The organism is Nocardiopsis exhalans, from assembly GCF_024134545.1.
In the GTDB taxonomy this organism is placed as follows: domain Bacteria; phylum Actinomycetota; class Actinomycetes; order Streptosporangiales; family Streptosporangiaceae; genus Nocardiopsis; species Nocardiopsis exhalans.
Window position 1 is genome coordinate 5,736,622 of the sequence record NZ_CP099837.1, and the last position, 23,729, is coordinate 5,760,350.

Below are 23,729 nucleotides of genomic sequence, written 5' to 3' on the forward strand. Positions count from 1 at the left end.
CTCGTTGGGTACGTGATCCACCCCACATCGCAAATGTACAATAAGCATGACGACCGTCAAGAGAGCTACATGAGGAGATTCAACGGTGCGTTCAGCCCCCGGTGACGGGGAGGACCGTCCGAGGACCGGACCAACCGGCCGATATCGTGTCCGCGTGACGTCCAACAGCGGCCAGGCGGCCGACCCCGACACCGAGCGCCGGCGGCCCAGGTCCCTGATCGTCTCCTTCTTCGGTTCCTACGCCCGGGACGTGGGCGGGTGGATCGGGGTGGCCGACCTCATCGCGCTGATGTCCGGGCTCGACGTGGACGGCCCCGCCGTCCGCTCCGCCGTCTCCCGGCTCAAACGCCGCGGCCTGCTGACCCCCGAACGCCTCGGTGGGGCGGCCGGGTACCGCCTGTCCGACGAGGGGCGCCGCATCCTCGCCGAGGGGGACCAGCGCATCTTCGGCCACCGCGTCGCCCGCGTCCAGGACGGCTGGGTGCTCGTGGTCTTCTCCGTGCCCGAGTCCGAGCGGCGCCGCCGGCACGCCCTGCGCAGCCAGCTCACCCGGCTCGGCTTCGGCACCACCGCCGCCGGTGTGTGGATCGCCCCCGCCCATCTGACCGACCAGGCCCGCGGGGCGCTGCGGGACCTGGGTCTGGAACCCTACGCGGAGCTCTTCCACGCCTCCCACCTGGACTTTCGCGAGCTGACCGAGTCCGTTGCCCGCTGGTGGGACCTGCCCGCGTTCCAGGCGATGTACGAGGGCTTCCTCGACGAGTACGAACCCGTGCTGGAGCGGTGGCGGCGGATGAGCGGACCGCTCGGGGCGCAGGAGCGCAAACAGGCGTTCGCCGACCATCTGCGCACGGTCGACACCTGGCGGAGGCTGCCCTACCTGGACCCGGGGCTGCCGCCCGAGCTGCTCCCGGAGCCCTGGGCGGGCAGCCGCGCGGCCCGGGTGTTCTTCGACCTCCACACGCTGCTCCAGCCCCTGGGGCTGAGCGAGGTGCGTAGCGTCATCGCGTTCTCGAAGTTCCGCTGAGCCCTGGTCCGCCCGGGCCGCGAGTCCACCCGGACCGGGCACCGCTCAGACCGAGACACAGCTCAGCCCGGGGTCCCGTTCACTCCGGGGTCCCGCCCGGACCGGGGTCGGGGATCACGGCGACGCCGACCAGCTCGACCAGCGCTCCGGGCTCGTACAGGCCGGTCACCCCCAGTAGTGCCATCGCCGGGTAGTGGCGGCCCAGACGGGCGCGGTAGGCACGGCCGATCTCGCGGGCGGCCGACCGGTAGCCGGGGACGTCGGTGGTGTAGATGGTCAGGCTGACCAGGTGCTCCGGGGCGCCCCCGCAGGCGCGCAGAGCGGTGACGACGTTGTCCAGGGCGACCCCGAACTGGTCGGGCAGGTCCCGGGCGACCAGCGTGCCGTCGGGCCCCGAGGCGATCTGTCCGGCCAGGTGAACAGCCCTGCCCGGGGCTGGGACCACCGCGTGGGAGAACCCCGGGGTGGGGCCGAGTCCGGGCGGGTTGACCAGCGTGTGCGGGCTGGGCCGCAGGTCTGCGGGCTCCACTAGCGTCCCTTCCACTCGGGTGCTCTGCGGCCGGTGAACGCGGCGTGGAACTCGGCGTAGTCGGCGCTCTTCATCAGCAGGGCCTGGGTCATGGCCTCCAGTTCGATCGCCCCGGACAGACTCATGTCCAGTTCCCGGGAGAGCAGCGCCTTGGTCTGGGCGTAGCCGAAGGCGGGCCCCTCGGAGAGCCGGGTGGCCAGCCGGGTGACCGCCTCGTCCAGTTCGTGCTCGTCCACCAGCTCGCTGACCAGCCCGTACCGGTCGGCCTCGGCGGAGTCGATGGTGTCGCCGAGCATGAGGATCTTGGTGGCGTTACCCAGTCCCACCATGCGGGGCAGCAGGTAGGCGGCGCCCATGTCGGCGCCGGACAGACCGACCCGGGTGAAGAGGAAGGCGAAGCGGGCCGAGCGGGCGACCACCCGGAAGTCGGCGGCCAGGGCCAGGACCGAGCCCGCCCCGGCGGCGATGCCGTGGATCCCGGCGATCACCGGGACCGGGCACTCGCGCATGGCCCGGACCACCTCGCCGGTCATCCGAGTGAAGGCGAGCAGGTCGTCGGGTTCCATCTCCAAGGTCCGGCCGATGATCTCGTTGACGTCCCCGCCGGAGCAGAACCCCTTACCGCGCCCGCGCAGGACGAGGACTCGGGTGTCGCCCCGGTGCGGGAGTTCGGTCAGCAGGTCGCGCAGGTCGGCGTAGGCCTCGAAGGTCAGGGCGTTGAGTTTGTCGGGCCGGTCGAGGGTCACGGTGGCCACCCCGCCCTCCCGGTGGAGGTCGAAGTGGTTCCACTGCTCGGTCAGGGGCGCGGACGCCCGGAAGGGACTCATCGGTGGGCTCCTCCGCCGTCGATGGTCAGGGACTGGCCGTTGACCGCCCGGGCCAGCGGGCTCACCAGGTAGGTGACGGCAGCCGCCACCTCCTCGGGTTCGATGAGTCGGCCCAGAGGGCTGGCCTTGACCAGGACCTCCTCGGCCTCTTCCCGGCCGCGGCCGGTGCGCTCGGCGATGCGGGCCACGGAGCCCTCGGTCATGGGGGTGCGGACGAAGGAGGGGCACACGGCGTTGCTGGTGACACCGGTGCCCGCGACCTCGGCGGCCACCGCGCGGGCCAGTCCGAGCATCGCGTGCTTGGAGGCGGTGTAGGCCGCGGTGTAGCGGGAGCCGGTGTGCGCGGCGGTGGAAGCGACGAAGACCACCCGTCCGTCGTCGCGTTCGAGCATGCCCGGCAGAAGGGACCTGGTGAGCAGGAACGCGGAGGTGGCGTTGGTGCGCAGGTGGGTTTCCCACAGCTCGAGGCAGGTACGCCGCAGGGGAGCGCTCTGCGCCATGCCCGCGTTGTTGACCAGCACCGACACCTCTCCCAGACTTTCGACCAGGGACTCCACCGCCTTTTCGTCGGTGAGGTCGCAGACCCGGGAGGTGACCTTGAGCCCGTGGGCTCGGGCTCTGCGTTCCAGGGCGGCCAGTCTCCCGGAATCCCGCCCGAGGGCGAACACCTCGTCGCCCTCGCTCGCCAGGGCGAACACGATGGCCCGCCCGATACCGCCGGAGCCACCGGAGACCACGACACGTCGTTCGGAGTCAGCCATGCCCGGAATGTATCACCGACCCATGACTATCGTCACTGCCACGACATAACAGCGGTACGTGTGGGACAGATGATGTAGGCGAGTCGGATGATGCGAGTGGGCCACATGATGTGGGTGGGGCAGACCGGCGAGCCAGTGGGGGCGGCCCGGCCTGGTCGGGAGCGGCCCTCAGCCCCGGAGAGGCCCCGTGCACAAGAACAGCGCCGACGGCGCGGGGCCGTCGGCGCTGGAGAGGCGAGTGGGAGTGGGTTCCCCGCCCGGCGTGAACCGGGTTGTCGCCGGGAGCTCTCCGGGCTGGCGCGGAGAGTGCCTCGAGGTTCGGCCTAGAAGGCGGGTCCGGCTTCGAGGGCTTCCTCGATGGTCTCGGCGCGCTGCTCCTCGACGGCCTCCTCGAGGTCGGCCTCGTGCGCCTCGAACTCGGCGGTCACCTCGGCGGCGAAGGTGCGCAGCGCGATCTCCTGGGTGACGATACCGCCGCGCACGCGGTTGTTGTCGCCGATCTGGGCGGTCGGGCTGTTGTCGGAGGCGGTCAGGTCGCCGCCGACGATGTTGTTGTCGATGTACACGCCGCCGGACACGCCGGTGACCGAGAGGTCGCCGTCGATGTAGTTGAGGGAGCTGGCGAAGCCCTCGCTCTCACCGGCGCCGATGGCGACCGGGCCGTTGCCGCCGGTGTAGGTGGCGTCACCGATGACCTCGCTGTCCACCAGGATGCCGCCGGAGGCGGCGTTGGTGACGGAGAGGTCGCCGCGGACGACGCTGTCGAAGATGTCCACGTACTCCACGCCCTCGGCGGACACGCCGCCCAGACGGGAGTCGGTGACGTAGAGCTCGCCGACGGTGGCGTTGACGGAGGAGGCGGAGGAACCGACCACGAAGACGAAGCCGTCGTTGTCGGCGCCCTCGGCAGCCGCGGCGCTCAGGCCCGCGACCGAGGTGCCGTCCTCCAGGTAGGTGCCGTAGGCGCCGGTGTTGACGACGTCGCCGTCGACGGAGGTGTCGGAGGCGTCGAAGTAACCACCGCTGGAGACGGTCACCTGACCGTCGATCTGGCCGCCGAGGATGTGCAGGTTGGCGTCGCTCTCGACGGTGACCTTGCCCTGGATGGTGGTGCCGTCCAGGAAGCAGCTCGCGCCGGCCGGAACCTTGAGGTCAGTGGGCAGAGTGATCGCACCTCCGTGTCCCGAGCACAGGGTGACCAGGTCCGCCTGGGCGGGGGCTGCCATGAGGGTGACGCCGCCGATGGCCAGGGCCGCCGTGGCGGTGGAGGCAGCGATCTTGCTCCCGAGCTTCATGCGGGGGATTTCCTTTCGTCGTGACCGGTGGGGTCCGACGCTCCTGATGAGTGTGCGGGAAGAGCGCCGTGTGGACACCACAGAGAAAGTACCGATCCCAAAGCGCTTTGGGAATACTCTTCGGGAGAAGATTCGCTTCTGTCCAGGTTTCCGGGAGGAAAACGCACGTGGTGGCACACGTGCCGCGGGGTGCGCTGGATCACGACTGGCACGGGCGGAATACGGGCGCGCCCGGAGCCCGAAGTTCCTGGCTCCCAAGTGTTCAGGGCCGCCCGGGCGTTTCCCGTGCGCCTTGGCCAGGGGAAAGGAAGCGGAATGGCCGCCCGGTCAGCCGGGCGGCCATTCAAGGTCGAACCAACGGTCCGGTGATTACTTCAGGTGACCGTCACCGGTGACCACGTACTTGGTCGAGGTCATTTCGGTGAGCCCCATCGGGCCTCTGGCGTGCAGTTTCTGAGTGGAAATGCCGATTTCCGCGCCGAAGCCGAACTCACCGCCGTCGGTGAAGCGCGTGGAGGCGTTCACCATCACCGCGGCCGAGTCCACCCGGGACACGAAGTACCGGGAGGTGCTGAGCGAGTCGGTGATGATCGCCTCGGTGTGCTGGGTGGAGTACTTCCTGATGTGCGCGAGCGCGGCGTCCACGTCCGGGACGACCCGCACGGCCAGGTCCATGGACAGGTACTCGGTGGTCCAGTCCTCCTCGGTGGCCTCGACCACCGTGGCACCGGTCGGGTGCGCGGCGGCGACCGCCTGAACGCGGTCGTCACCGTGCACGGTGACCTCGGCCTCGGCGAGGGAGGCCAGGACCCGGGGCAGGAAGGCGTCGGCGACCGCCTCGTGCACCAGGAGGGTCTCGGCGGAGTTGCACACCGAGCAGCGCTGGGCCTTGGCGTTGACGGCGATGGCCAACGCCTTGTCGAGGTCGGCGTCGGCGTCCACGTACACGTGGCACAGGCCCTCGCCGGTCTCGATGACCGGGACGGTGGAGTCGCGGACCACGGCCTGGATGAGCGAGCCGCCACCGCGCGGGATGAGCACGTCCACGAGCCCACGGGCGCGCATCAGCGCGGTGGAGGACTCGCGGGTGCGGCCCGGGACCATCTGGACGGCGTCGACCGGGACCCCGGTGCCCTCCAGGGCGTCGCGCAGCACCCCGACGATGGCGGTGTTGGAGTCGTAGGCCGAGGAGGAGCCGCGCAGCAGGGCGGCGTTACCGCTCTTGAGGCACAGGGCGGCGGCGTCCGCGGTGACGTTGGGGCGGCCCTCGTAGATGATGCCGATGACCCCGAGCGGGACCCGGATCTGGCGCAGGTCCAGGCCGTTGGGCAGGATGGAGCCGCGCACGGACTCCCCGACCGGGTCGGGGAGTTCGACGATCTCGCGCACCGCGTCGGCGATGGCCTCGATCCGCGCCGGGTTCAGGGTGAGCCGGTCGATCATGGCCGGGCTGGTGCCGTCCCGGCGGGCCCGCTCCACGTCCTGGGCGTTGGCGGCGGTGATCTCGTCCGCCCGCTTGACCAGGGCGTCGGCGATGGCCAGCAGGGCCTGGTCCTTCACCGCCCGGCTGAGCGGCGCGAGGTCGGCCGCAGCGTCCTTGGCACGTTGGGCTACCGCGTGGACCTCACGCTCGATGTCACTCATGGCTGTCATCCTTGTCGGGGCTTCCTTGCTCGGGAGGCCGCCCGGGCCGGTGGACCTGCCGCGTCGAAGGGCACCGGACCAGGGGGATCCTCTCCAGCGTATAGCGCCCGGTCACCGAACACACGAAGTTATCCACAGGCTGAGACGCCGGGTCGCCCATGGTCCGCTGAAGCCGACTCCGTTGAGGTCTCCGCTCAGCCACTGCCCCAACAGCGAGAAACAGACTGTAATTCTGGTCTATGAGAACCTTGCCGCTGTCTGAAGTCAAAGCCCACCTGTCCGAGCTCGCCGAGGAGGTGGACCGCACGCATGAGCGTCTGACCGTGACCAAGAACGGACGCGACTACATCGTCATCATGTCCGCCGAGGACATGGCGGAGATCGAAGCCACCATGGAACTTCTGGGAGACCCCGAGGCCATCGCGGAGGTCCAGCAGAGCAAACAGGAGATCGCTGAAGGAAGGGCGCTCAGCCCGGAGGAGAGCACGGACCTGCTTGAGTCCTTGCGCAGGAAAGGCCACCGTTGACCTACCCCCTCCAACTCACCCCCACCGCCGCCCGGCATCCGCGCGAGCGGCTTCCCGAGTTCGCGGCGGCCGCCTGCGCCGAGTTCATCATGGGTCCGCTCGCCGACAACCCCCACAGAGTCGGTGCGCCGCTTCGGACTCCGTTCGAGGGTGACTACCGCGCACGGCGCGGCGAGTACCGGGTCAGGTACCGGATCGACGACGACACCAAGACCGTCTTCGTTCTCGCCGTGCACCACAGAAGGGACGCCTACCGCCGACGCTGAGCGCGGCGGGGAGGACCTGACAGAGACCGCCGCGGCCCGAGAGTCACCTGTACACCCGAAGGTCCCTGTGAACCCCGGGTCTCAGGTCCAGCCGTAGCGCTCCCTCAGCACGGCGGCGATCTGCCAGAAGAGACGCTCGTCCATCACGGCGGCCTCGCGACGGATGGCGGCCTCGTCGAACTCGAAGAGGCGGTCCACGCGCACGTAGGAGTCGCGGCCCTCGCCGTCCCAGGCACCCGCGCCGATCGGCAGCCAGTCCTGGCGCTCGCGCTCGTCGGGGGTCTGGGAGGAGAGCATGAGGCCGTGCAGGCGCTTGCCCTTGCGACCCACCACGAGCAGGGGGCGGTCCTTGCCCCGGGTGGCGTCCTCCTCGTAGGGCACCCAGGTCCACACGATCTCGCCCGCGTCGGCGAGGCCGTCCTGCTCGGGCGCGTACACGAGCTTGGTGGCGTTGCGCCCGGTGGGGACCTCGCGGACGGCTCCCTCGTGGGGGTGGGCGTCACCGTTCTGCGCGGAGGCGGCGGGCCGCTGGGTGTTGCCGTTGCGCGGAGCGTCGCCGATGCGCTGGGCTTCGCTGCGGCTCTGGGTTCCGACGCTCGGTCGCGGGCTGTTGTACTGCGTCGTCTCTCGGTTCACGCCCCGCATCCTAGAACGTGTCCGGCCACGACGCGGACGGCTCCGCCGGGGTCAGCTCAGGTCCAGCAGGGCCCGCAGGGCGCGGACGCAGTGGTCCGTCTCGGCTGCCAGGCTCCGGGGGCGTTCCGTGGCGGGGGCGGCGCTCCAGCGCAGGGCTCGGGCCTCCACGTAGGCGGTCCAGGCGTCGGTGACCGGGGCCGCGGAGTCGGGCAGGCCCAGCAGGTCGCGCACGCGGGCACCCATGGTCTCGCGCAGGTCCTCCACCAGTTCGCCGTCCAGGGTCACCGACCCCCCGCCGAACACCAGCGCCAGGTACGATCCCCGACGGCGGTCCACCTGTTCGTGGAAGCGCTCCACGAACTGGGCGACGGCGTCCCAGCCGGTCAGGTCCCCGTCAGGGGCGGTGTTGCGCACCACCCGGCGCCCGGCGGCCGCCACCACGGCGTCGTGGAACGCGGTCTTGTTCGGGAAGTAGTGGAACAGCAGCCCTCGGGAGATCCCGGCCTCCTTGGCGACCTCGTCCACCGCCAGTTCCTGGATGGGGCGTTCCACCAGCATCCGCAGGCCGATCCCGACCAGTTGGCGCCTGCGTTCGTCCTGGGTCATCCGCGTCCGCCGCGGGGCTTCCTCGCTCACACTATTGAGCATTGCTCAATAAGGACGTAGTGTCAACGACATGGACTTCGCACCCTCCCCTCGCGCCGCCGACCTGATCGAGCGGGTCCGCGCCTTCATCGAGACCGAGATCGACCCCGTCGAAGAGGACTACCACCGCGACCTCGCCGCCCGCCGGGTCGACGGCGACCCCTGGCAGCCGCTGCCCGTGATCGAGGAGCTGCGCGCCAAGGCCCGCGCCCAGGGGCTGTGGAACCTCTTCCTGCCCGCCGGGCACGAGGGCCCCTACGCCGAACGCTTCGGCACCGTCGGCGGGGCCGGACTCAGCAACACCGACTACGCACCCGTCGCCGAGCTCACCGGCCGCTCCCACCTCGCCCCGGCGGTGTTCAACTGCGACGCCCCCGACACCGGCAACATGGAGGTGCTCCTCAAATACGGCTCCGAGGAGCAGAAGGAGCAGTGGCTGGAGCCGCTGCTGGACGCCCGCATCCGCAGCGCCTTCTGCATGACCGAGCCCGACGTCGCCTCCTCCGACGCCACCAACATGGAGCTGCGCGCGGAGGTCCGGGGGGACGAGGTCGTGGTCAACGGCCGCAAGTGGTGGGCCACCGGCATCGGCCACCCCGACTGCGAGCTCCTCATCGTCATGGGCCTGACCGCCCCAGAGGCCGACCGCCACCACCGGCACACCATGGTCATCGTCCCCCGCAGCGCCCCCGGCGTGAAGGTCGAGCGCCTCCTGGACACCATGGGCTTCAAGGACGAGCCGGGCGGCCACGGCGAGGTCACCTTCACCGACGTGCGCGTGCCGCTGTCCAACGTCATCGCCGGGCCCGGCCGCGCCTTCGAGATCGCCCAGGGCCGCCTGGGACCGGGCCGCGTCCACCACTGCATGCGTCTGATCGGCCTGGCCGAGAAGGCCCTCGAACTCGCCTGTCGGCGCGGCCTGTCCCGGACCGCCTTCGGCAAGCCGATCGCCAACCTGGGCGGCAACCGCGAGCGCATCGCCGACGCCCGCATCGCCATCGACTCCACCCGCCTCCTGGTACTCAACGCCGCCTGGAAACTCGACCAGGGCGGGCCGCTGAACGCGCTCAGCGAGGTCAGCCAGATCAAGGTGGCCGCGCCGAACATGGCCCAGCAGGTCATCGACTTCGCCATCCAACTGCACGGCGGCGGCGGCATGTCCAACGACTTCCCCCTCGCCGGCGCCTGGACCAGCGCGCGGGCGCTGCGCCTGGCCGACGGCCCCGACGAGGTCCACCGCGGAGTCATCGCGCGCCTGGAACTGATGAAGCACGGAGCCCGCAGATGACCCCCGGCGACGGCACGGGCCGCCGTGTCCTGGTCACCGGCGGAGCCTCCGGGCTGGGCGCGGCCCTGGTCTCGGCCTTCGCGGCGCGCGGTGACCAGGTGCTCGCCACCGACCTCGCTGAGCAGGCCCCCGAAGCCCTCCCCCGGGGCGCGGACTACCTGCGTCTGGACGTGACCTCCGACGACGACTGGGCGGCCGCCCTCACCCGCGTGGAGGACGCCTGGGGCGGGCTGGACGTACTGGTCAACAACGCCGGGGTCGCGGCGGGCGGGCGGATCGACCACCTCACCCTGGACGACTGGCGCTGGATCACCGAGATCAACCTGTTCGGCGTGGTCCGCGGCTGCCGCACCTTCACCCCGCTGCTCAAACGGCAGGGCTCCGGGTACATCGTCAACACCGCCTCGGCCGCCGGGCTGATCCACCCGCCGACCATGAGCTCCTACAACGCGGTCAAGGCCGCGGTCGTGGCGCTCAGCGAAACCCTCCAGCACGAGCTCGCGCCCTACGGCGTCACCACGTCGGTGGTGTGCCCGTCGTTCTTCCGCACCAACCTCGCCTCCTCCCTGAGCGGCAGCGACCCCGCGGTGGAGGCTTCCGCGAGCAGGCTGATCAACGGGTCGAAGCTGACCGCGGACGACATCGCCGCCGAGGTGCTCAAGGGCATGGACCGCCGACGGCCGGTCATCCTCACCGACCGCGCCGGACGGTCCGCCCTGCGCGCCAAACGCTGGCTGCGCCCCCTCTACGACCGCACGATGCGCCGGATGGCCGAAGGCGTCCGCCGCCGCGTCGAGCGAAGCGCCCCCGCCACGAAGACCTGCACGACCAGCACGGAGAAGCACGTATGAGCAAGGGAACGATCCTGATCACCGGGGCCTCGGCGGGCCTGGGCGCGGAGATGGCGCGCCAGTTCGCAACCCTCGGCTACGACCTGGGGCTGTGTGCCCGGCGCACCGAGAAGATGGTCGCTCTCAAGGACGAGATCGCGGCCGCCCACCCCGACCGCCGGGTGGTGCTCAAGGCCCTGGACGTCACCGACGACGAGGCCGTCTTCCGGGTCTTCAAGGAGCTCGCCGCCGAGTTCGGCACGGTGGACCGGGTCATCGTCAACGCGGGCCTGGGCAAGGGCGCCGCGCTGGGCAAGGGACGCTTCGACGCCAACCGGCAGACCGCCATGACCAACTTCGTGGGGGCGCTGGCCCAGTCGGAGGCGGCCATGGAGATCTTCCGCGAACAGGGCCGCGGCCACCTGGTGATGATCTCCTCGATGTCGGCCCTGCGCGGTATGCGCAAGGCCATGACCGTCTACGCAGCCACCAAGGCCGGGGTGGCGGCCATCGCCGAGGGCCTGCGCTCCGAGCGCGTGCCGGGCCTGGACGTGTCGGTGGTCTACCCGGGCTACATCCGTTCGGAGATGAACGAGCACGTCGCCCAGAAGACCCGCTTCATGGTCGACACCGAGACCGGAGTGCGCTCCATGGTCGCGGCCATCGAGAAGCGCAGGGTCAGGGCGTACGTCCCGGCCTGGCCGTGGGTGCCGATCGGTTTCCTGATGAAGCGCCTGCCGCTGTCGGTCGTCAGGAAGCTGACATGAGCGAGCCCTCCGCTGACGAACGTGTCCCGGGGGCGCGCGAGGTCCGCGCCGAGGACGCCTTCGACGCGGCCGCAGTGGCCGAGTGGCTGCGCGGACACGCCGAGGCCCCGGACGGGCTCGACGGCGTCCCGGAAGTCCGCCAGTTCTCCGGCGGCGCCTCCAACCTCACCTACCTGCTGCGCTACCCCGGGCGCGATCTCATCCTGCGCCGTCCCCCGGCCGGTAGGAAGGCGGCTGGCGCACACGACATGGGCCGCGAGTACCGGGTCCAGTCCCGGCTGGCCCCGGTCTTCCCGTACGTGCCCGCGATGGTGGCGTTCTGCGCGGACGAGTCGGTGATCGGCTCGGAGTTCTATGTCATGGAGCGTCTGGCCGGGCCGATCCCCCGCAAGGAGCTCCCCCGAGACGTCTCCCTCTCCCCCGAGGAGGTCCGGCGGCTGTGCGTGAACGTCCTGGACCTGCTGGTGGATCTGCACTCGGTGGACACCGAGGCGGCGGGACTGGGCGAGTTCGGCCGCGGCGAGGGCTACGTCGCCCGCCAGGTGGCCGGGTGGTCCGAGCGCTACCGCGGAGCGAAGACCTGGAACGTGGGTTCGTTCGAGAAGGTGATGGCCTGGCTGGACGCCAACCAGCCCCGGGACCGCCGCACCTGCCTCATCCACAACGACTTTCGCCTCGACAACGTCGTCCTGGACGCCCGGGACCCCACCCGCCCGGTCGGTCTCCTGGACTGGGAGATGGCGACTCTGGGCGACCCTCTGATGGACTTGGGCGGGGCTCTGGCGTACTGGGTGGAGGCCGACGACGACCTCCTCTTCCGCCAGTTCCGCAGGCAGCCAACCCACCTGGAGGGGATGCTGACCCGCACCGAAGCCAGGGACCACTACCTGGAGCGGAGCGGCATCGAGCTCACCGAACGCGAGTGGGCTTTCTACGAGGTCTTCGGGCTGTTCCGGCTCGCGGTCATCTGCCAGCAGATCTACTACCGCTACCACCACGGGCAGACCACCAACCCGGCCTTCCGGTTCTTCTGGCTGGCCTGCCGGCTGCTGGAGAGACGGTGCCGGGGGATCATCCGACGCGCCGAAGGCTGAGGCCTGCCCGGCCGCCGTACGGCGGCCGGGCAGGCCTCACAGCTCCTCGACGGTGCGCATGATCCGCTCGCGCGCACTACTGCCCTCGGGGACCGGGACCAGCGGGTGGATATGGAAGGCGCCCTGTTCCTCGTAGATGTGCGAGTCCCCGCCCACTTCGGTCACCAGCTCGTGCAGACGGCGTGTGTCCGGCAGCAACAGGTCGCGGGTACCGATGTAGAGGTCCATGGGCGGCAGGGTCGCCAGTTCCCCGTAGACCGGGCTCAGCCGGGGCAGGGACAGATCGTCCCCGCCCGCCCAGACCCTGGCCGCCTCCACCATGCCCACGGGGCTCAGCCAGGGGTCGCGCTCCTCCACATCGGCGATGTCCGGGTTGGACATCGTCATGTCGGCCCACGGGGAGATCAGGACCAGCCGTACCGGCTCCGGCAACCCCGCCCCCGGCAGGGTCTGGGCGAAGGCGAGCGCGAGCCCGCCCCCCGCGGAGTCCCCGGCCAGCAGCGTGCGCTCGGGCGCGACGTCCGCCAGCAGCTCCCGGTAGACCTCCGTCAGGAACGGGAAGGCCTCCCGGTAGGTGTGTTCGGGAGCCAGCCCGTAGATCGGCACCTCCACCCGGCAGCCGGCGTCGGCCATCCGGGAGATGAGTACCCAGTGCCAAGCGGTGATCTCGGTGACGTAGGTGCCCCCGTGCAGGTACAGCACGGCCTTGCGCGGCTCCTCCACCGTCCGGGGCAGCACGGTGTACACGGAGAATCCGCCGACCTCGCGAAGGGTGATCCAGTGCCGCCCGGTGAGCCAGAGCGGCGGATGCGGTTCCTCCTTGGGCCCGTGCAACCACTCCCGGGTCTCCTCCGCCGACTCCAGGGTCGGTTTGCGGAAGACCCGAAGTGCCAACGACGCCAGGCGTGTCACGAGACTCGACATGGATGGAGCCACCCTCCTCAGGACGTCCTGTCATGGAGCCTTTCACGAACGCACGACAACGCTGGCGGAGGGGGCGGCGTGCCGGACACCCAGGGCGGTTTTGAACCCCGGGAACCGGTCCCGGACATGACGAAGGCCGGTCCGGGGCTCAGCGCGCCGGACCGGCCTTCGGCGGTCGTTCGCCCTCTCTGGTCAGAGCAGCACGAGATCGTCGCGGTGGACCAGTTCTCGTTCGTAGGAGGGGCCCATCTCGCGGGCCAGCCAGCGGGTGGAGCGGCCCATGAGGTCGGGGACCTCGGCGGCGTCGTAGTTGACCAGGCCGCGGGCGACCACCGTGCCCTCCTCGTCGCGAAGGTCGACCGGGTCACCGGCGGTGAAGTCGCCCGTCACCTTCACCACGCCCGCCGGCAGCAGCGAGGCCTTCTCCTTCACCACGGCCTTGACCGCGCCCGGGTCCAGGACCAGGCTGCCCCGGCCGGCGGTGGCGTGCGCCAGCCACAGCTGACGGGCGGAGGGACGACGGCCGTCGGCGGCGGCGAAGAACGTGCCCACGCGCTCACCGGACAGGGCCGCGCGGGCGTTGGCCGCCGAGGTCAGCAGGGTGGGCACGCCCGCTTCGGTGGCGATCCGCGCCGAGTCCACCTTGGTGACCATGCCACCGGTGCCCACACCGCGCTTGCCGGTGCTGCCGATGTCGATGCCGTCCAGGTCCGCCCGGCCGCGCACCAGGTGCACGATCGAGGTGCCCTCGTCGGCCGGATTGCCGTCGTAGAGGGCGTCCACGTCCGAGAGCAGCACGAGGGCGTCGGCGCGCATCAGGTGCGCCACCAGGGCGGCGAGGCGGTCGTTGTCACCGAAGCGGATCTCGTGGGTAGCGACGGTGTCGTTCTCGTTGACGATCGGCAGGGCACCGATGTCGAGCAGGCGGCGCAGGGTGCGCTGGGCGTTGCGGTGCTGCACCCGGCGCATCATGTCCTCCACCGTGAGCAGGACCTGGGCGGCGGTCAGCCCGTGCCCGGCCAGTTCGGCGGAGTAGGAGGCCAGGAGCAGGCCCTGGCCGACGCTGGCCGCGGCCTGTTGGGAGGCGAGGTCGTGCGGGCGGCGGGTCATGCCCAGCGGGGTCATCCCCGCGGCCACCGCACCGGAGGAGACCAGGATCACTTCCTGGCCGAGGGCTCGGCGGGCCGCCAGGACCTCGACCAGGTCGCGGATCCGGCCCGAGTCGATCAGCCCGTCCGGGGTGGTCAGTGAGGAGGACCCCACCTTGACCACGATCCGGCGCGCCCGACCGACCGCTGTGCGACCGGCCGACTCCAGGGAGTCGGCGTACTGCTCTTCGATATCTGCGCTGTGCACCACGAGGGGCTTTCCATCCGTGGCACGGCGCCCTACCCGGGCGCCATGCTCGTACCTGTGTGGGTCCGGCTGGTGTGGAGCGGTCGGTCCCCGCGCGGGTCAGCCCAGCCGGGCGTCGGTTCCGCGCGGGCCGGACGGGACGGCCTCGGCGTCCATGGAGTTGTCCCAGTCGAAGACCACCGAGTCCTCCTCGGTGCCGATGTGCACCTCCGCGCCCTGCGTGGCACCGGCCTTGGCCAGCGCCTCCTCGATGCCCAGGCGGTTGAGGCGCTCGGCGAGGTAGCCGACGGCCTCGTCGTTGGAGAAGTCGGTCTGGCGCACCCAGCGGGCGGGCTTGTCGCCGCGCACCTGGAAGGCGTTGTCGCCCAGCGGCACGACCTCGAAGGGCACGTCACCGATCATCTTGGGCCGCAGCACGATGCGGGTGGGCTCCTCGGGCGGGGTGGCCTCGCGGGCCGCGGTGACCTGCTCCCCCAGGGCGAAGGAGAGTTCGCGCAGGCCCTCGCGGGAGGCCGCGGAGACCTCCATGACCTTGTAGCCGCGCTCCTGGAGCATGGGGGTGACCATGTCGGCGAGCTCGCGCGCCTCGGGCACGTCCACCTTGTTCAGGGCGACGATGCGCGGACGGTCGGACAGGTCCACCCCGGCCTGCTCGCCGTAGGCGGCCAGCTCGGCCTCCAGGGCGTCCAGGTCGCTGACCGGGTCGCGGCCCGGCTCGTAGGTCGCGCAGTCCAGGACGTGCAGCAGGGTGGAGCAGCGCTCGATGTGGCGCAGGAACTCCAGGCCCAGGCCCTTGCCCGCGCTCGCGCCCGGGATCAGGCCGGGGACGTCGGCGATGACGTACTGGGTGGCGCCAGCCTCCACCACGCCCAGGTTCGGGATGAGGGTGGTGAAGGGGTAGTCGGCGATCTTGGGCCGGGCCGCGGACATCGCGGCGATCAGCGACGACTTGCCGGCGCTGGGGAAGCCCACCAGGCCGACGTCGGCGATGGTCTTCATCTCCAGGCGGATGTCGAAGGCCTCGCCCTCCTCACCCTTGAGGGCGAAGCCGGGGGCCTTGCGCTTCTTGGAGGCCAGCGCGGCGTTGCCCAGGCCGCCGCTGCCGCCCTGGGCCAGCACCAGGCGGGTGCCGTGGCCGACCAGGTCGGCGATGACCTCACCGTCGGCCCTGGTGACCACGGTGCCGTCGGGCACGGTCAGGACCAGGTCCTGGCCCTTGGCCCCGGCGCGGTGGCCGCCCTGGCCGGGCGTGCCGTTCTGGGCGTTACGGTGCGGTCGGCGCTGGTAGTCCAGCAGTGTGGCGGTCTGGCTGTCGACCTCCAGCACGACGTCGCCGCCCTGGCCGCCGTTGCCGCCGTCCGGCCCGCCCAGCGGCTTGAACTTCTCACGGTGCACGGAGGCACAGCCATGCCCGCCGTTCCCGGCCTTGACGTGCAAGACCGCCTCGTCGACGAAGTCAGGCATAACTCTCCCCGTTACTCATGAGGCCGCCGCCACCTGGCGGAGACCGGGTACTGCACACGTGTCAACAGTGACTCAGTAGTGACAACGCGAAGGGCGGGCCAGTGTTCCCTGGCCCGCCCCGAAAAACCGCTGTTACGGCGCAGCCTATTCGGCGGCGGCCGGAACGATGTTGACGGCCTTGCGGCCGCGGAAGCTGCCGAACTTGACCTCGCCCTCGACGAGCGCGAACAGCGTGTCGTCGCCACCGCGGCCGACGTTGGCGCCCGGGTGGAACTTGGTGCCGCGCTGACGGATCAGGATCTCACCGGCCGAAACGGACTGACCGCCGAAGCGCTTCACGCCGAGGCGCTTGGCGTTCGAGTCACGACCGTTACGGCTGGAAGAAGCGCCCTTCTTATGTGCCATTTCTCCAGCCTCCTACTTCGCCGCGATGCCGGTGACGCGCACCTGGGTGTGCTTCTGACGGTGACCCTGGCGCTTCTTGTAACCGGTCTTGTTCTTGTACTTCATGATGTTGATCTTGGGGCCCTTGGTCTCACCGAGAACCTCGGCGGTAACCGTGTAGCCGCTCAGCTTGTCGGCCTCGCTGATGACGTTGTCACCGTCGACCACAAGGATGGGCTGCCACGTAAGGGTGGCGCCGGTCTCGTCGGAGACCCTGTCGATGTTCAGAACGTCATCGACAGACACCTTCTCCTGTCGGCCGCCCGCTCGCACGATCGCGTACACCGGGTAACTCTCTTCCTGCTCGCTCAACGAATAATGCGCTCACTCATGACCGTGATGCCACGATCCACGAATCGCCTGTAGCGGGGCGCGGGGATCTGAGGGAAACAAACCCACCTTGGTGGAGAGCACTGCGGTCTCGGGGCGCGCGAACATTCGGGGCGCGCCGACGCACCGTCCATCAGATTACCACCGACCCGACACAGGCCCGCACACATACCCTGGCCCGGGCCGGTTCGTTACCGGATCCGGGCCAGGCTGCTGTCCCGCCTTGACCCTGGGGTCAGCCGGCGTCGACCGCGGTGGACCCACCGGTCGGTGAGGTCACCGCCGTCTTGGTCCGCCGTGTACGGCGACGCTTGGGACGCTCGGTGGCGCCCTCCGCGTCCCCGTCGGCGGGTGTCTCGGCGGCGTCGGCGTCCGAGGCCTGCTCGGTGCCGCTCGCCTGCGCCTGCTCACCCTCACCGCCGTCGGCGGCCGCGGCCGCCTTGCGGGTGCTGGTGCGCCTGCGGGTCCTCTTGGCCGGGGCCTCCTCGGCCGCGGGGGCCTCGGGCTGCTCCGGGGTCTGCTCACCCTGCTCCGCGGCGGGCTCCTGCGCGGCCGTCTCGGCCGCTGCCGCGGTCTCCACGGGCTCGACGGCCTTCTTGGCGCGGGAGGAACGCTTACGCGTCTTCTTCGCCGGGACGGACTGCTCGGCCTCGGGGGCCTCGACGTCCGGTGCGAGCTCGGTCACAGCGGCCGAGCCTTCCTCAACCACAGCGTCCGGGGAAGAACCAGCCTGCTCGGCCTCGGCCACCGGTTCAGCGGCCTTACGGCCACGACTGCGCTTGGTGGCCTTCTCGGGCTTGTCGGCCTTCTCCGGCTTCTCGCCGCCCTTGTCGGTCTTGTCCGCCTTCGTGTCGGGCTGCTCGGCGCTCTCCTCGGCTTGCGCGGGACGGTCGTCGCCGTCCTGCTTCTCTGCCTTGTCGGAGGCTCCGTCAGCCTCGCCCTTGCCCTTCTTCTTCTTGCGACCGGTGCCGCCACCGCCGCCGCCCTTGTTCTCCACCGGGTCGCTGGAGACCAGCAGGCCGCGACCGTTGCAGTGGTCACAGGTGTGGGAGAAGGCCTCGAGCAGCCCCTGGCCGACCCGCTTACGGGTCATCTGCACCAGACCGAGCGAGGTGACCTCGGCCACCTGGTGCTTGGTCCGGTCCCGGGACAGGCACTCCAGCATCCGACGCAGCACCAGGTCGCGGTTGGACTCCAGCACCATGTCGATGAAGTCGATGACGATGATGCCGCCGATGTCGCGCAGGCGGAGCTGGCGGACGATCTCCTCGGCCGCCTCGAGGTTGTTCTTGGTGACCGTCTCCTCGAGGTTTCCGCCCTGACCGGTGAACTTGCCGGTGTTGACGTCGACCACGGTCATGGCCTCGGTGCGGTCGATGATCAGCGAACCGCCGCTGGGCAGGTACACCTTGCGCTCGAGGGCCTTGTTGATCTGCTCGTCGATCCGGTACTCGGAGAAGACGTCGCGGTCCTCGTCCCAGTGCGACAGGCGCTCGGCGAGGTTGGGCGCCACGTAGTCCACGTACTCGTGGACGGTGGTCCAGGCCTCTTCACCGGCGACGACCAGGCTGGAGAAGTCCTCGTTGAACACGTCGCGCACCACGCGCACCGTCAGGTCCGGCTCGCTGTTGAGCAGGGACGGGGCGTTGGCCGACTTGGACTTGCGCTTGATCGACTCCCACTGCTTGGCGAGACGGTTGATGTCGCGCTCGAGCTCCTCCTCGCTGGCACCCTCGGCGGCCGTACGCACGATCACACCGGCGCCGGAGGGCATCACCTTCTTGAGGATGGTCTTGAGGCGCGCGCGCTCCTTGTCCGGGAGCTTGCGGCTGATACCGGTCATCGACCCGCCGGGCACGTACACCAGGTAGCGGCCGGGCAGGCTGATCTGGCTGGTCAGACGGGCACCCTTGTGACCGACCGGGTCCTTGGTGACCTGCACCAGGACCGACTGGCCCGACTTGAGCACCGACTCGATGCGCTTGGGCTGGCCGTCCAGGCCGAACGAGTCCCAGTTGACCTCGCCCGCGTACAGCACGGCGTTGCGGCCCTTGCCGATGTCGACGAAGGCGGCCTCCATCGACGGCAGCACGTTCTGCACCCGGCCCAGGTACACGTTGCCCACGTAGGAGCGGTGCGTGGCCCGGTCCACGTAGTGCTCGACGAGGATGTCGTCCTCGAGGACGGCGATCTGGGTGCGGTCGCCGATCCGGCGCACGACCAGGTCACGCTTGACCGCCTCGCGGCGGGCCAGGAACTCGGACTCGGTGACGATGGGCGCGCGGCGGCGGCCCTGCTCGCGACCCTCGCGGCGGCGCTGCTTCTTGGCCTCCAGGCGGGTGGAACCGCGGACCGCCTGGACCTCGTTCTCGATGGGCCGTTCCTGGCGCGGCTCGCGCACCTTGACCACGGTGTTCGGCGGGTCGTCGTTGGTGGACTCGCCGCCGGAGGCCGACCGCCGACGGCGGCGCCGACGGCGACGGCTGCTGCTGCCGCGCTCGCCGTCCTCACCGTCCTCGGAGTCCTCACCCGAGGCCTCCTCGGTCCCGTTCTCCTCGGCGTCGGCGCGGTCGTCCCTCTCGCGCTGCTTAGCGGTGCTCTCGGCGGGCGCGGAGTCGCCCTGGGCGTCCTCGTTGTCCTGGTCCTCGCCGGTGCGCGAGCGGCCGCGGCCGCGGCCGCCGCGGCGACGACGGCGACGGCTGGGGCGCTCGTCCGAACCGGTCTCCTCGGCCGGGCTCTCGGCGGACTCCTCCTCGGTGTCCTCCTCGGGCTCGGGCTCCGCCTCGACGACCTTTTCCTTCTTGGGCTTGGTCTGGGCGGGAGCGCTGGCGACCGGGGGCTGGAAGAGCATGCCGCCGGGCGGCTGGAAGACGGCGCCGCCGGAGATCTCGGCCGGGGTCTCCTCGGCCTCCTCCGGGTCGTCCTGGACCTGCGGGGCGGGCGCCTCGGCGGCCCGGTCCGCGGTCCGGCCCGAACGGCCACGCGTCCTGCCGCGGGTCCGGCTCCTGCCGGAGTCCTTGTCGTTGTCCTTGGCGCCGCCCTGGGTCCGGGTGTCCTCCCGGGCCTCGGCGGAGCCATCGGAGCCAGCGGGCTCGGTGACCTGCGCGGTGTCGGCGGCGCCGCCCTTGTCCTGGGCCGCCGCCCGGGTACGCGTACGGCGCGGCGCGGCGGCGGGCGCGTCGTCCGGTCGGCCCGCGGCGCGCACGGTGCGCTTGCGCGAGCTGGACGTACTCACCGAGGTCTTGACCGTGCCGCCCTCACCGGAGCCGGCCAGGGTGGTGACCGGCATGGCGGGCGGAGAGAAGACGTCGTCGGGTTCGGGGGGTGGTCCTGCCGCGCGGCGAGCGCCCTTGGCCGGCGCGGGCGTGGTCACCCGAACCGCGCCGTCCCCCGAAGGGGGCGTCGCCGCCTTGTTCTCGGTTGTTTCAGTTGTACCCGCGGTGCCGTCGGCACCGTTCTTGGGCTCGTTGTCGAGCATCCGGGCGGTCTCCCGTCAAAGCGCTCGGGCGCACCTCGACCTCTCGGTCGGTAGCGCGGCTCACGAGAGCTGTCGTCGCTGTGTCAGCGCCGGTGGCACCGGGGTGCCACCGGGGCAAAGTCCTGTGGTTTCGCCCATGTTCCCCGCTTTGGGACCGTTCATTGCGGCGGTCCCGCTATGGGCGATGACGGCCGTGGTGCGCGGGTGCGGCGATCGTTCGTCTGGTCGTGCGCGGGTCCGGGGCTCTCGATGGTGTGAGCTTCGGGTCGGTCCGCGTCGAACGGATCGGCGATCGCACCTGTCGCCTCGTCCAGTGGCCCCTGCGCCAGCCTGGTCATCTTCGGTGATGACAGCGGCGCGAGGTCGGCCAGTTGGCGAAGGCCGGTCAGCACGTCGTCCGGTCGTACAGCAGGTGTCGTGTGCCGTACGACCATTCGAAGTATGGCATATGTCGCGTGTCGGTCCTCTGGGGCGCGCCCGTGGGATCGGCTACACACATCAATGCCGAGAACAGCGGGGCGGGTGTCGAAGCGGCGTCGGCCCTTCTTCGTCATCCGTTCCACCTCAACGCTTTCGGCGGCCAGGTAGGTGGCCACCGCCCTGGCGGCGTCGTCGGGGTCGACGTCCGCCATCTCCACGCGCCATTGGGAGGCCTGCAGCCGGTCGGCCAGACCCGGGGTGCGGGCCTCGACGACCTCGACCACGTCGATCCCGTCGGGCATGGCCGCGTCAATCGCGACCCTTACCTCTTCGGGTCGGCGCGCCTCGGCCAGAGTGAGCTCAAGATACTCCGCCTCGCTGGCGACCCCGGTGGGGGCCGCACCCGTGTAGGAGATCTTGGGGTGTGGTGAGAAGCCAGCGGAGAACGCCACGGGTACCGAGGCCCTGCGCAGGGCTCTCTCCAGTGCCCGGGCGATGTCGCGGTGGCTCGCGAAGCGCATGCGCCCACGTTTGGCGTAGCGGACGCGAAGGCGTTGGCCGGGGCTGGCGGTGGAGGGTGAGATGGTGCCCTCGTGTGCGGGGGGCAGCTCAACTCCTTTCCTCAGTGCCCCCTGGGTCCGGACCGGCTGTGGCGGCCCGCAGGGGCTGTTCCTCGTCCTGCTCAGCGTACGGTGCGCCGCAGTGCACATGCGCCAACAGGACTCGCATACCGGTATCTCCCCCGAGGACACCCGATCGAAAAGTCCCGACCGGGTCCGGACGGACTCCGCACCGGCATTCACCTCCAGAACACGGGGGTCCGGAAAAAAAATCCAAAGAAATCCCGAATCCATGGCAACCCCCCGCGCACCCCGCGAGTCTTACTTCACGTACGGCCCGGCGCGAGCGGGGCGCCGGGCCGTACACCTTCTTCTCCGGACACTCCTCCTCACATCAGAGAATCTGCGGAAGAAGCTCCCCCCGGCGCACGAAGCACCGGTGAGGTCGAGCCCCACGGCAGAGAGCGCCCGGAGCGCGAATCCTACTCCTCTTTCACCTGATTCACACTGGTTGTGCCGGTTTTCCCGCGCATCAGCAGGCCCACAGGCCCTCAGGTTCCCCGCACGGCCCCGTGGTTCACGCCGTGGTTCACCCCTGCGGGGCCGATCCGCCGCCTCCGCGGCCTGGACCGGCCCCCACCAGTACGACGCGAGCCAGTACCGCCCTCCCCGGCGCCTCAGAGCACGGTCAGGGGCAGCATCGGGCGGCCCCCGGCCGTGTCGTTGATCTGGATCTCGGTGCCCATCGTGGGGCACACACCGCAGTCGTAGCAGGGGTTCCAGCGGCAGTCGTCGATCTCCAGGGACTCCTCGCCGTGCAGGGAGTCCTGCCAGTCCTGCCAGAGCCAGGAGCGGTCCAGCCCGGCGTCCAGGTGGTCCCAGGGCAGGGCCTCGTCCTCGGCGCGCTCGCGGGTGGTGAACCAGTCCACGTCCACGCCGGTCCCGGCCAGTCCGGCCTCGGCCGCCTTCATCCAGCGGTCGTACGAGAAGTGCTCGCTCCAACCGTCGAAGCGGCCGCCCGCCTCCCAGACCTGCTCGACGATCCGGCCCACCCGGCGGTCGCCGCGGGAGAGCAGCCCTTCCACGATGGAGGGTCGGCCCTCGTGGTAGCGCAGCCCGATGGACTTGCCGTACTTGCGGTCGCCGCGCAGCCGGTCGCGCAGCTTGCGCAGGCGGGCGTCCACGTCCTCGTGCGAGGTCTGGGCCGCCCACTGGAACGGGGTCTGCGGTTTGGGCACGAACCCGCCGATGGAGACCGTGCAGCGGATGTCCTTGCGCCCGGTGACCTCGCGGCCGGTGCGGATCACCTCGGTGGCGAGGTCGGCGATGGCCAGGACGTCCTCGTCCTCCTCGGTGGGCAGACCGCACATGAAGTAGAGCTTCACCTGCCGCCACCCGGCCGCGTAGGCGGCGGTGACGGTGCGGATGAGGTCCTCCTCGGTGACCATCTTGTTGATCACCCGGCGCATCCGCTCACTGCCGCCCTCGGGTGCGAAGGTCAGCCCGGAGCGGCGGCCGTTGCGGGTGAGTTCGTTGGCGAGGTCGATGTTGAAGGCGTCCACCCGGGTGGAGGGCAGGGAGAGCCCGGTGTTGGTGCCCTCGTAGTGGTCGGCGAGGTTCTTGGCGATGTCGCCGATCTCGCTGTGGTCGGCGCTGGACAGCGAGAGTAGGCCGACCTCCTGGAAACCGGAGGACTTCACCCCCTCCTCGACCATCTTCTGGACGGTCTGCTGGTTGCGCTCGCGGACCGGGCGAGTGATCATCCCGGCCTGGCAGAACCGACAGCCCCGGGTGCAGCCGCGGAAGATCTCCACGCTGTAGCGCTCGTGCACGGACTCGGCCGTGGGCACGATCGGCTTCTTGGGGTAGGGCCACTGGTCCAGGTCCATCACGGTGTGCTTCTGGACCGTGTTCGGCACCCCGGGGCGGTTGGGCGTGTAGGCGGCGATCCGGCCGTCGTCGCGGTAGCTGACGTCGTAGAAGCGCGGCACGTACACCCCGCCGGTGGCGGCCAGGCGCAGCAGCAGGCCGTCGCGGCCGCCGGGTTCGCCCTCGTCCTTGAACTCGCGGATGATCTCGGTGACGGCGAGGGCGATCTCCTCGCCGTCGCCCAGGACCACGGCGTCCAGGAAGTCGGCGATGGGCTCGGGGTTGAAGGCGGAGTGCCCGCCCGCCAGGAGGAGGGGGTCCTCCTCGGTCCGATCGGCGGAGCGGCGCGGGATACCGGCCAGGTCCAGCGCGGTGAGCATGTTGGTGTAGCCCATCTCGCTGGCGAAGCTCAGCCCGAGCACGTCGAAGGCGCGGATCGGCCGGTGCGAGTCCACGGTGAAGTGCGGGACCCCGTGCTCGCGCATCAGCTTCTCCATGTCCGACCAGACGGCGTAGGCGCGCTCGGCCAGCACCCCCTCGCGTTCGTTGAGAACCTCGTAGAGGATCTGCACGCCCTGGTTGGGCACCCCCACCTCATAGGCGTCCGGGTACATCAGCGCCCAGCGCACTCTGGTGGAGTCCCAGTCCTTGACGACGGAGTTGAGCTCACCGCCCACGTACTGGATCGGCTTGCTCACCTGCGGGAGCAGGGCCTCAAGGCGCGGAAAGATGCTTTCGACGGACATGG

Annotated in this window: 22 protein-coding genes; 7 read left to right on the forward strand and 15 right to left on the reverse strand. The window is 70.5% G+C overall.

What is annotated here, in order from left to right; genetic code table 11:
* The first annotated feature begins 154 nt into the window (after positions 1–154).
* Positions 155–1,027, forward strand: a complete 873-nt coding sequence (locus NE857_RS25360) for a PaaX family transcriptional regulator (RefSeq protein ID WP_254417975.1) — start codon at positions 155–157, stop codon at positions 1,025–1,027.
* A gap of 79 nt (positions 1,028–1,106) precedes the next feature.
* Here NE857_RS25360 and NE857_RS25365 read toward each other — a convergent pair whose 3' ends face one another.
* The 5 genes from NE857_RS25365 to NE857_RS25385 all read right to left on the reverse strand — a co-directional run bounded on the left by NE857_RS25365 (position 1,107) and on the right by NE857_RS25385 (position 6,083).
* Positions 1,107–1,556: a RidA family protein gene (locus NE857_RS25365; RefSeq protein ID WP_254417976.1), complete on the reverse strand. Its 450-nt coding sequence runs from the start codon at positions 1,554–1,556 to the stop codon at positions 1,107–1,109.
* Positions 1,556–2,383: an enoyl-CoA hydratase family protein gene (locus NE857_RS25370; protein WP_254417977.1), complete on the reverse strand. Its 828-nt coding sequence runs from the start codon at positions 2,381–2,383 to the stop codon at positions 1,556–1,558. Before NE857_RS25370 ends, NE857_RS25365 begins: the two co-directional genes overlap by 1 nt.
* On the reverse strand, positions 2,380–3,144 hold the full coding sequence (locus tag NE857_RS25375; protein WP_254417978.1) for an SDR family NAD(P)-dependent oxidoreductase: 765 nt from the start codon (positions 3,142–3,144) through the stop codon (positions 2,380–2,382). The genes NE857_RS25370 and NE857_RS25375 overlap by 4 nt, the downstream gene beginning before the upstream one ends.
* Positions 3,145–3,467: 323 nt before the next feature.
* A complete protein-coding gene (locus tag NE857_RS25380) occupies positions 3,468–4,439 on the reverse strand; it encodes a hypothetical protein (RefSeq protein ID WP_254417979.1) in 972 nt (323 codons plus the stop codon).
* A 369-nt stretch (positions 4,440–4,808) separates the two neighbouring features.
* Entirely contained in the window at positions 4,809–6,083 is a 1,275-nt protein-coding gene (locus tag NE857_RS25385) for a glutamate-5-semialdehyde dehydrogenase (RefSeq protein ID WP_254417980.1), read from the reverse strand.
* Between the two features lie 239 nt (positions 6,084–6,322).
* Here NE857_RS25385 and NE857_RS25390 point away from each other — a divergent pair, with 239 nt between their 5' ends.
* Together NE857_RS25390 and NE857_RS25395 are read left to right on the forward strand one after the other, a co-directional pair.
* Positions 6,323–6,610, forward strand: a complete 288-nt coding sequence (locus NE857_RS25390; RefSeq protein ID WP_254417981.1) for a type II toxin-antitoxin system Phd/YefM family antitoxin — start codon at positions 6,323–6,325, stop codon at positions 6,608–6,610.
* Positions 6,607–6,876: a type II toxin-antitoxin system RelE family toxin gene (locus NE857_RS25395; protein ID WP_301184255.1), complete on the forward strand. Its 270-nt coding sequence runs from the start codon at positions 6,607–6,609 to the stop codon at positions 6,874–6,876. The genes NE857_RS25390 and NE857_RS25395 overlap by 4 nt, the downstream gene beginning before the upstream one ends.
* Positions 6,877–6,957: 81 nt before the next feature.
* On the opposite strand, the gene NE857_RS25400 is transcribed toward NE857_RS25395, so the two are convergent.
* Both NE857_RS25400 and NE857_RS25405 read right to left on the reverse strand, forming a co-directional pair.
* Positions 6,958–7,437 (reverse strand): type II toxin-antitoxin system PemK/MazF family toxin, encoded by a 480-nt coding sequence (locus NE857_RS25400; protein ID WP_254422092.1) that lies wholly within the window; start codon positions 7,435–7,437, stop codon positions 6,958–6,960.
* Positions 7,438–7,563: 126 nt separating this feature from the next.
* Positions 7,564–8,148 carry a TetR/AcrR family transcriptional regulator gene (locus NE857_RS25405; protein WP_254417982.1) on the reverse strand — a complete coding sequence of 195 codons (585 nt, stop codon included), beginning with the start codon at positions 8,146–8,148 and terminating at the stop codon, positions 7,564–7,566.
* Positions 8,149–8,188: 40 nt separating this feature from the next.
* On the opposite strand from NE857_RS25405, the gene NE857_RS25410 reads away from it, so the two are divergent.
* The 4 genes from NE857_RS25410 to NE857_RS25425 are packed head-to-tail and all read left to right on the forward strand — an operon-like array spanning position 8,189 to position 12,136.
* Positions 8,189–9,445 carry an acyl-CoA dehydrogenase family protein gene (locus NE857_RS25410; RefSeq protein ID WP_254417983.1) on the forward strand — a complete coding sequence of 419 codons (1,257 nt, stop codon included), beginning with the start codon at positions 8,189–8,191 and terminating at the stop codon, positions 9,443–9,445.
* Positions 9,442–10,296 carry an SDR family NAD(P)-dependent oxidoreductase gene (locus tag NE857_RS25415; RefSeq protein WP_254417984.1) on the forward strand — a complete coding sequence of 285 codons (855 nt, stop codon included), beginning with the start codon at positions 9,442–9,444 and terminating at the stop codon, positions 10,294–10,296. The genes NE857_RS25410 and NE857_RS25415 overlap by 4 nt, the downstream gene beginning before the upstream one ends.
* Complete coding sequence (locus NE857_RS25420; RefSeq protein ID WP_254417985.1) at positions 10,293–11,042, forward strand: SDR family oxidoreductase; 750 nt, start codon at positions 10,293–10,295, stop codon at positions 11,040–11,042. Before NE857_RS25415 ends, NE857_RS25420 begins: the two co-directional genes overlap by 4 nt.
* On the forward strand, positions 11,039–12,136 hold the full coding sequence (locus NE857_RS25425; protein ID WP_254417986.1) for a phosphotransferase family protein: 1,098 nt from the start codon (positions 11,039–11,041) through the stop codon (positions 12,134–12,136). The genes NE857_RS25420 and NE857_RS25425 overlap by 4 nt, the downstream gene beginning before the upstream one ends.
* Before the next feature lie 36 nt (positions 12,137–12,172).
* Here the strand turns inward: NE857_RS25425 and NE857_RS25430 are convergent, their stop codons facing one another.
* The 8 genes from NE857_RS25430 to NE857_RS25465 all read right to left on the reverse strand — a co-directional run bounded on the left by NE857_RS25430 (position 12,173) and on the right by NE857_RS25465 (position 23,727).
* The gene (locus NE857_RS25430; RefSeq protein WP_254417987.1) at positions 12,173–13,060 is read right to left on the reverse strand and encodes an alpha/beta hydrolase fold domain-containing protein; all 888 of its coding nucleotides are present in this window, start codon (positions 13,058–13,060) and stop codon (positions 12,173–12,175) included.
* A 192-nt stretch (positions 13,061–13,252) separates the two neighbouring features.
* Entirely contained in the window at positions 13,253–14,416 is a 1,164-nt protein-coding gene (proB, locus tag NE857_RS25435; RefSeq protein ID WP_254417988.1) for a glutamate 5-kinase, read from the reverse strand.
* Between the two features lie 99 nt (positions 14,417–14,515).
* Positions 14,516–15,880: a GTPase ObgE gene (gene obgE, locus NE857_RS25440; RefSeq protein ID WP_017583462.1), complete on the reverse strand. Its 1,365-nt coding sequence runs from the start codon at positions 15,878–15,880 to the stop codon at positions 14,516–14,518.
* A 144-nt stretch (positions 15,881–16,024) separates the two neighbouring features.
* On the reverse strand, positions 16,025–16,285 hold the full coding sequence (rpmA, locus tag NE857_RS25445; protein ID WP_254417989.1) for a 50S ribosomal protein L27: 261 nt from the start codon (positions 16,283–16,285) through the stop codon (positions 16,025–16,027).
* A gap of 12 nt (positions 16,286–16,297) precedes the next feature.
* Entirely contained in the window at positions 16,298–16,609 is a 312-nt protein-coding gene (gene rplU, locus NE857_RS25450; protein WP_017583464.1) for a 50S ribosomal protein L21, read from the reverse strand.
* A gap of 280 nt (positions 16,610–16,889) precedes the next feature.
* Positions 16,890–20,132, reverse strand: coding sequence for an Rne/Rng family ribonuclease (locus tag NE857_RS25455; RefSeq protein ID WP_254417990.1), 3,243 nt, complete (start codon positions 20,130–20,132; stop codon positions 16,890–16,892).
* Between the two features lie 158 nt (positions 20,133–20,290).
* Positions 20,291–21,073: a TIGR03936 family radical SAM-associated protein gene (locus tag NE857_RS25460; protein WP_254417991.1), complete on the reverse strand. Its 783-nt coding sequence runs from the start codon at positions 21,071–21,073 to the stop codon at positions 20,291–20,293.
* Positions 21,074–21,789: 716 nt separating this feature from the next.
* Positions 21,790–23,727 (reverse strand): TIGR03960 family B12-binding radical SAM protein, encoded by a 1,938-nt coding sequence (locus NE857_RS25465; RefSeq protein WP_254417992.1) that lies wholly within the window; start codon positions 23,725–23,727, stop codon positions 21,790–21,792.
* Between the last annotated feature and the right edge of the window lie 2 nt (positions 23,728–23,729).

Coding starts and splice junctions, on each gene's coding strand:
- NE857_RS25370 (WP_254417977.1), bottom strand. CDS start 2,383: ATGAGTCCCTTCCGGGCGTCCGCGCCCCTGACCGAGCAGTGGAACCAC.
- NE857_RS25420 (WP_254417985.1), top strand. CDS start 10,293: ATGAGCAAGGGAACGATCCTGATCACCGGGGCCTCGGCGGGCCTGGGC.
- NE857_RS25410 (WP_254417983.1), top strand. CDS start 8,189: ATGGACTTCGCACCCTCCCCTCGCGCCGCCGACCTGATCGAGCGGGTC.
- obgE (WP_017583462.1), bottom strand. CDS start 15,880: ATGCCTGACTTCGTCGACGAGGCGGTCTTGCACGTCAAGGCCGGGAAC.
- rpmA (WP_254417989.1), bottom strand. CDS start 16,285: ATGGCACATAAGAAGGGCGCTTCTTCCAGCCGTAACGGTCGTGACTCG.
- NE857_RS25380 (WP_254417979.1), bottom strand. CDS start 4,439: ATGAAGCTCGGGAGCAAGATCGCTGCCTCCACCGCCACGGCGGCCCTG.
- NE857_RS25425 (WP_254417986.1), top strand. CDS start 11,039: ATGAGCGAGCCCTCCGCTGACGAACGTGTCCCGGGGGCGCGCGAGGTC.
- NE857_RS25375 (WP_254417978.1), bottom strand. CDS start 3,144: ATGGCTGACTCCGAACGACGTGTCGTGGTCTCCGGTGGCTCCGGCGGT.
- NE857_RS25415 (WP_254417984.1), top strand. CDS start 9,442: ATGACCCCCGGCGACGGCACGGGCCGCCGTGTCCTGGTCACCGGCGGA.
- NE857_RS25385 (WP_254417980.1), bottom strand. CDS start 6,083: ATGAGTGACATCGAGCGTGAGGTCCACGCGGTAGCCCAACGTGCCAAG.
- NE857_RS25455 (WP_254417990.1), bottom strand. CDS start 20,132: ATGCTCGACAACGAGCCCAAGAACGGTGCCGACGGCACCGCGGGTACA.
- NE857_RS25430 (WP_254417987.1), bottom strand. CDS start 13,060: ATGTCGAGTCTCGTGACACGCCTGGCGTCGTTGGCACTTCGGGTCTTC.
- NE857_RS25465 (WP_254417992.1), bottom strand. CDS start 23,727: ATGTCCGTCGAAAGCATCTTTCCGCGCCTTGAGGCCCTGCTCCCGCAG.
- NE857_RS25390 (WP_254417981.1), top strand. CDS start 6,323: ATGAGAACCTTGCCGCTGTCTGAAGTCAAAGCCCACCTGTCCGAGCTC.
- NE857_RS25460 (WP_254417991.1), bottom strand. CDS start 21,073: ATGCGCTTCGCGAGCCACCGCGACATCGCCCGGGCACTGGAGAGAGCC.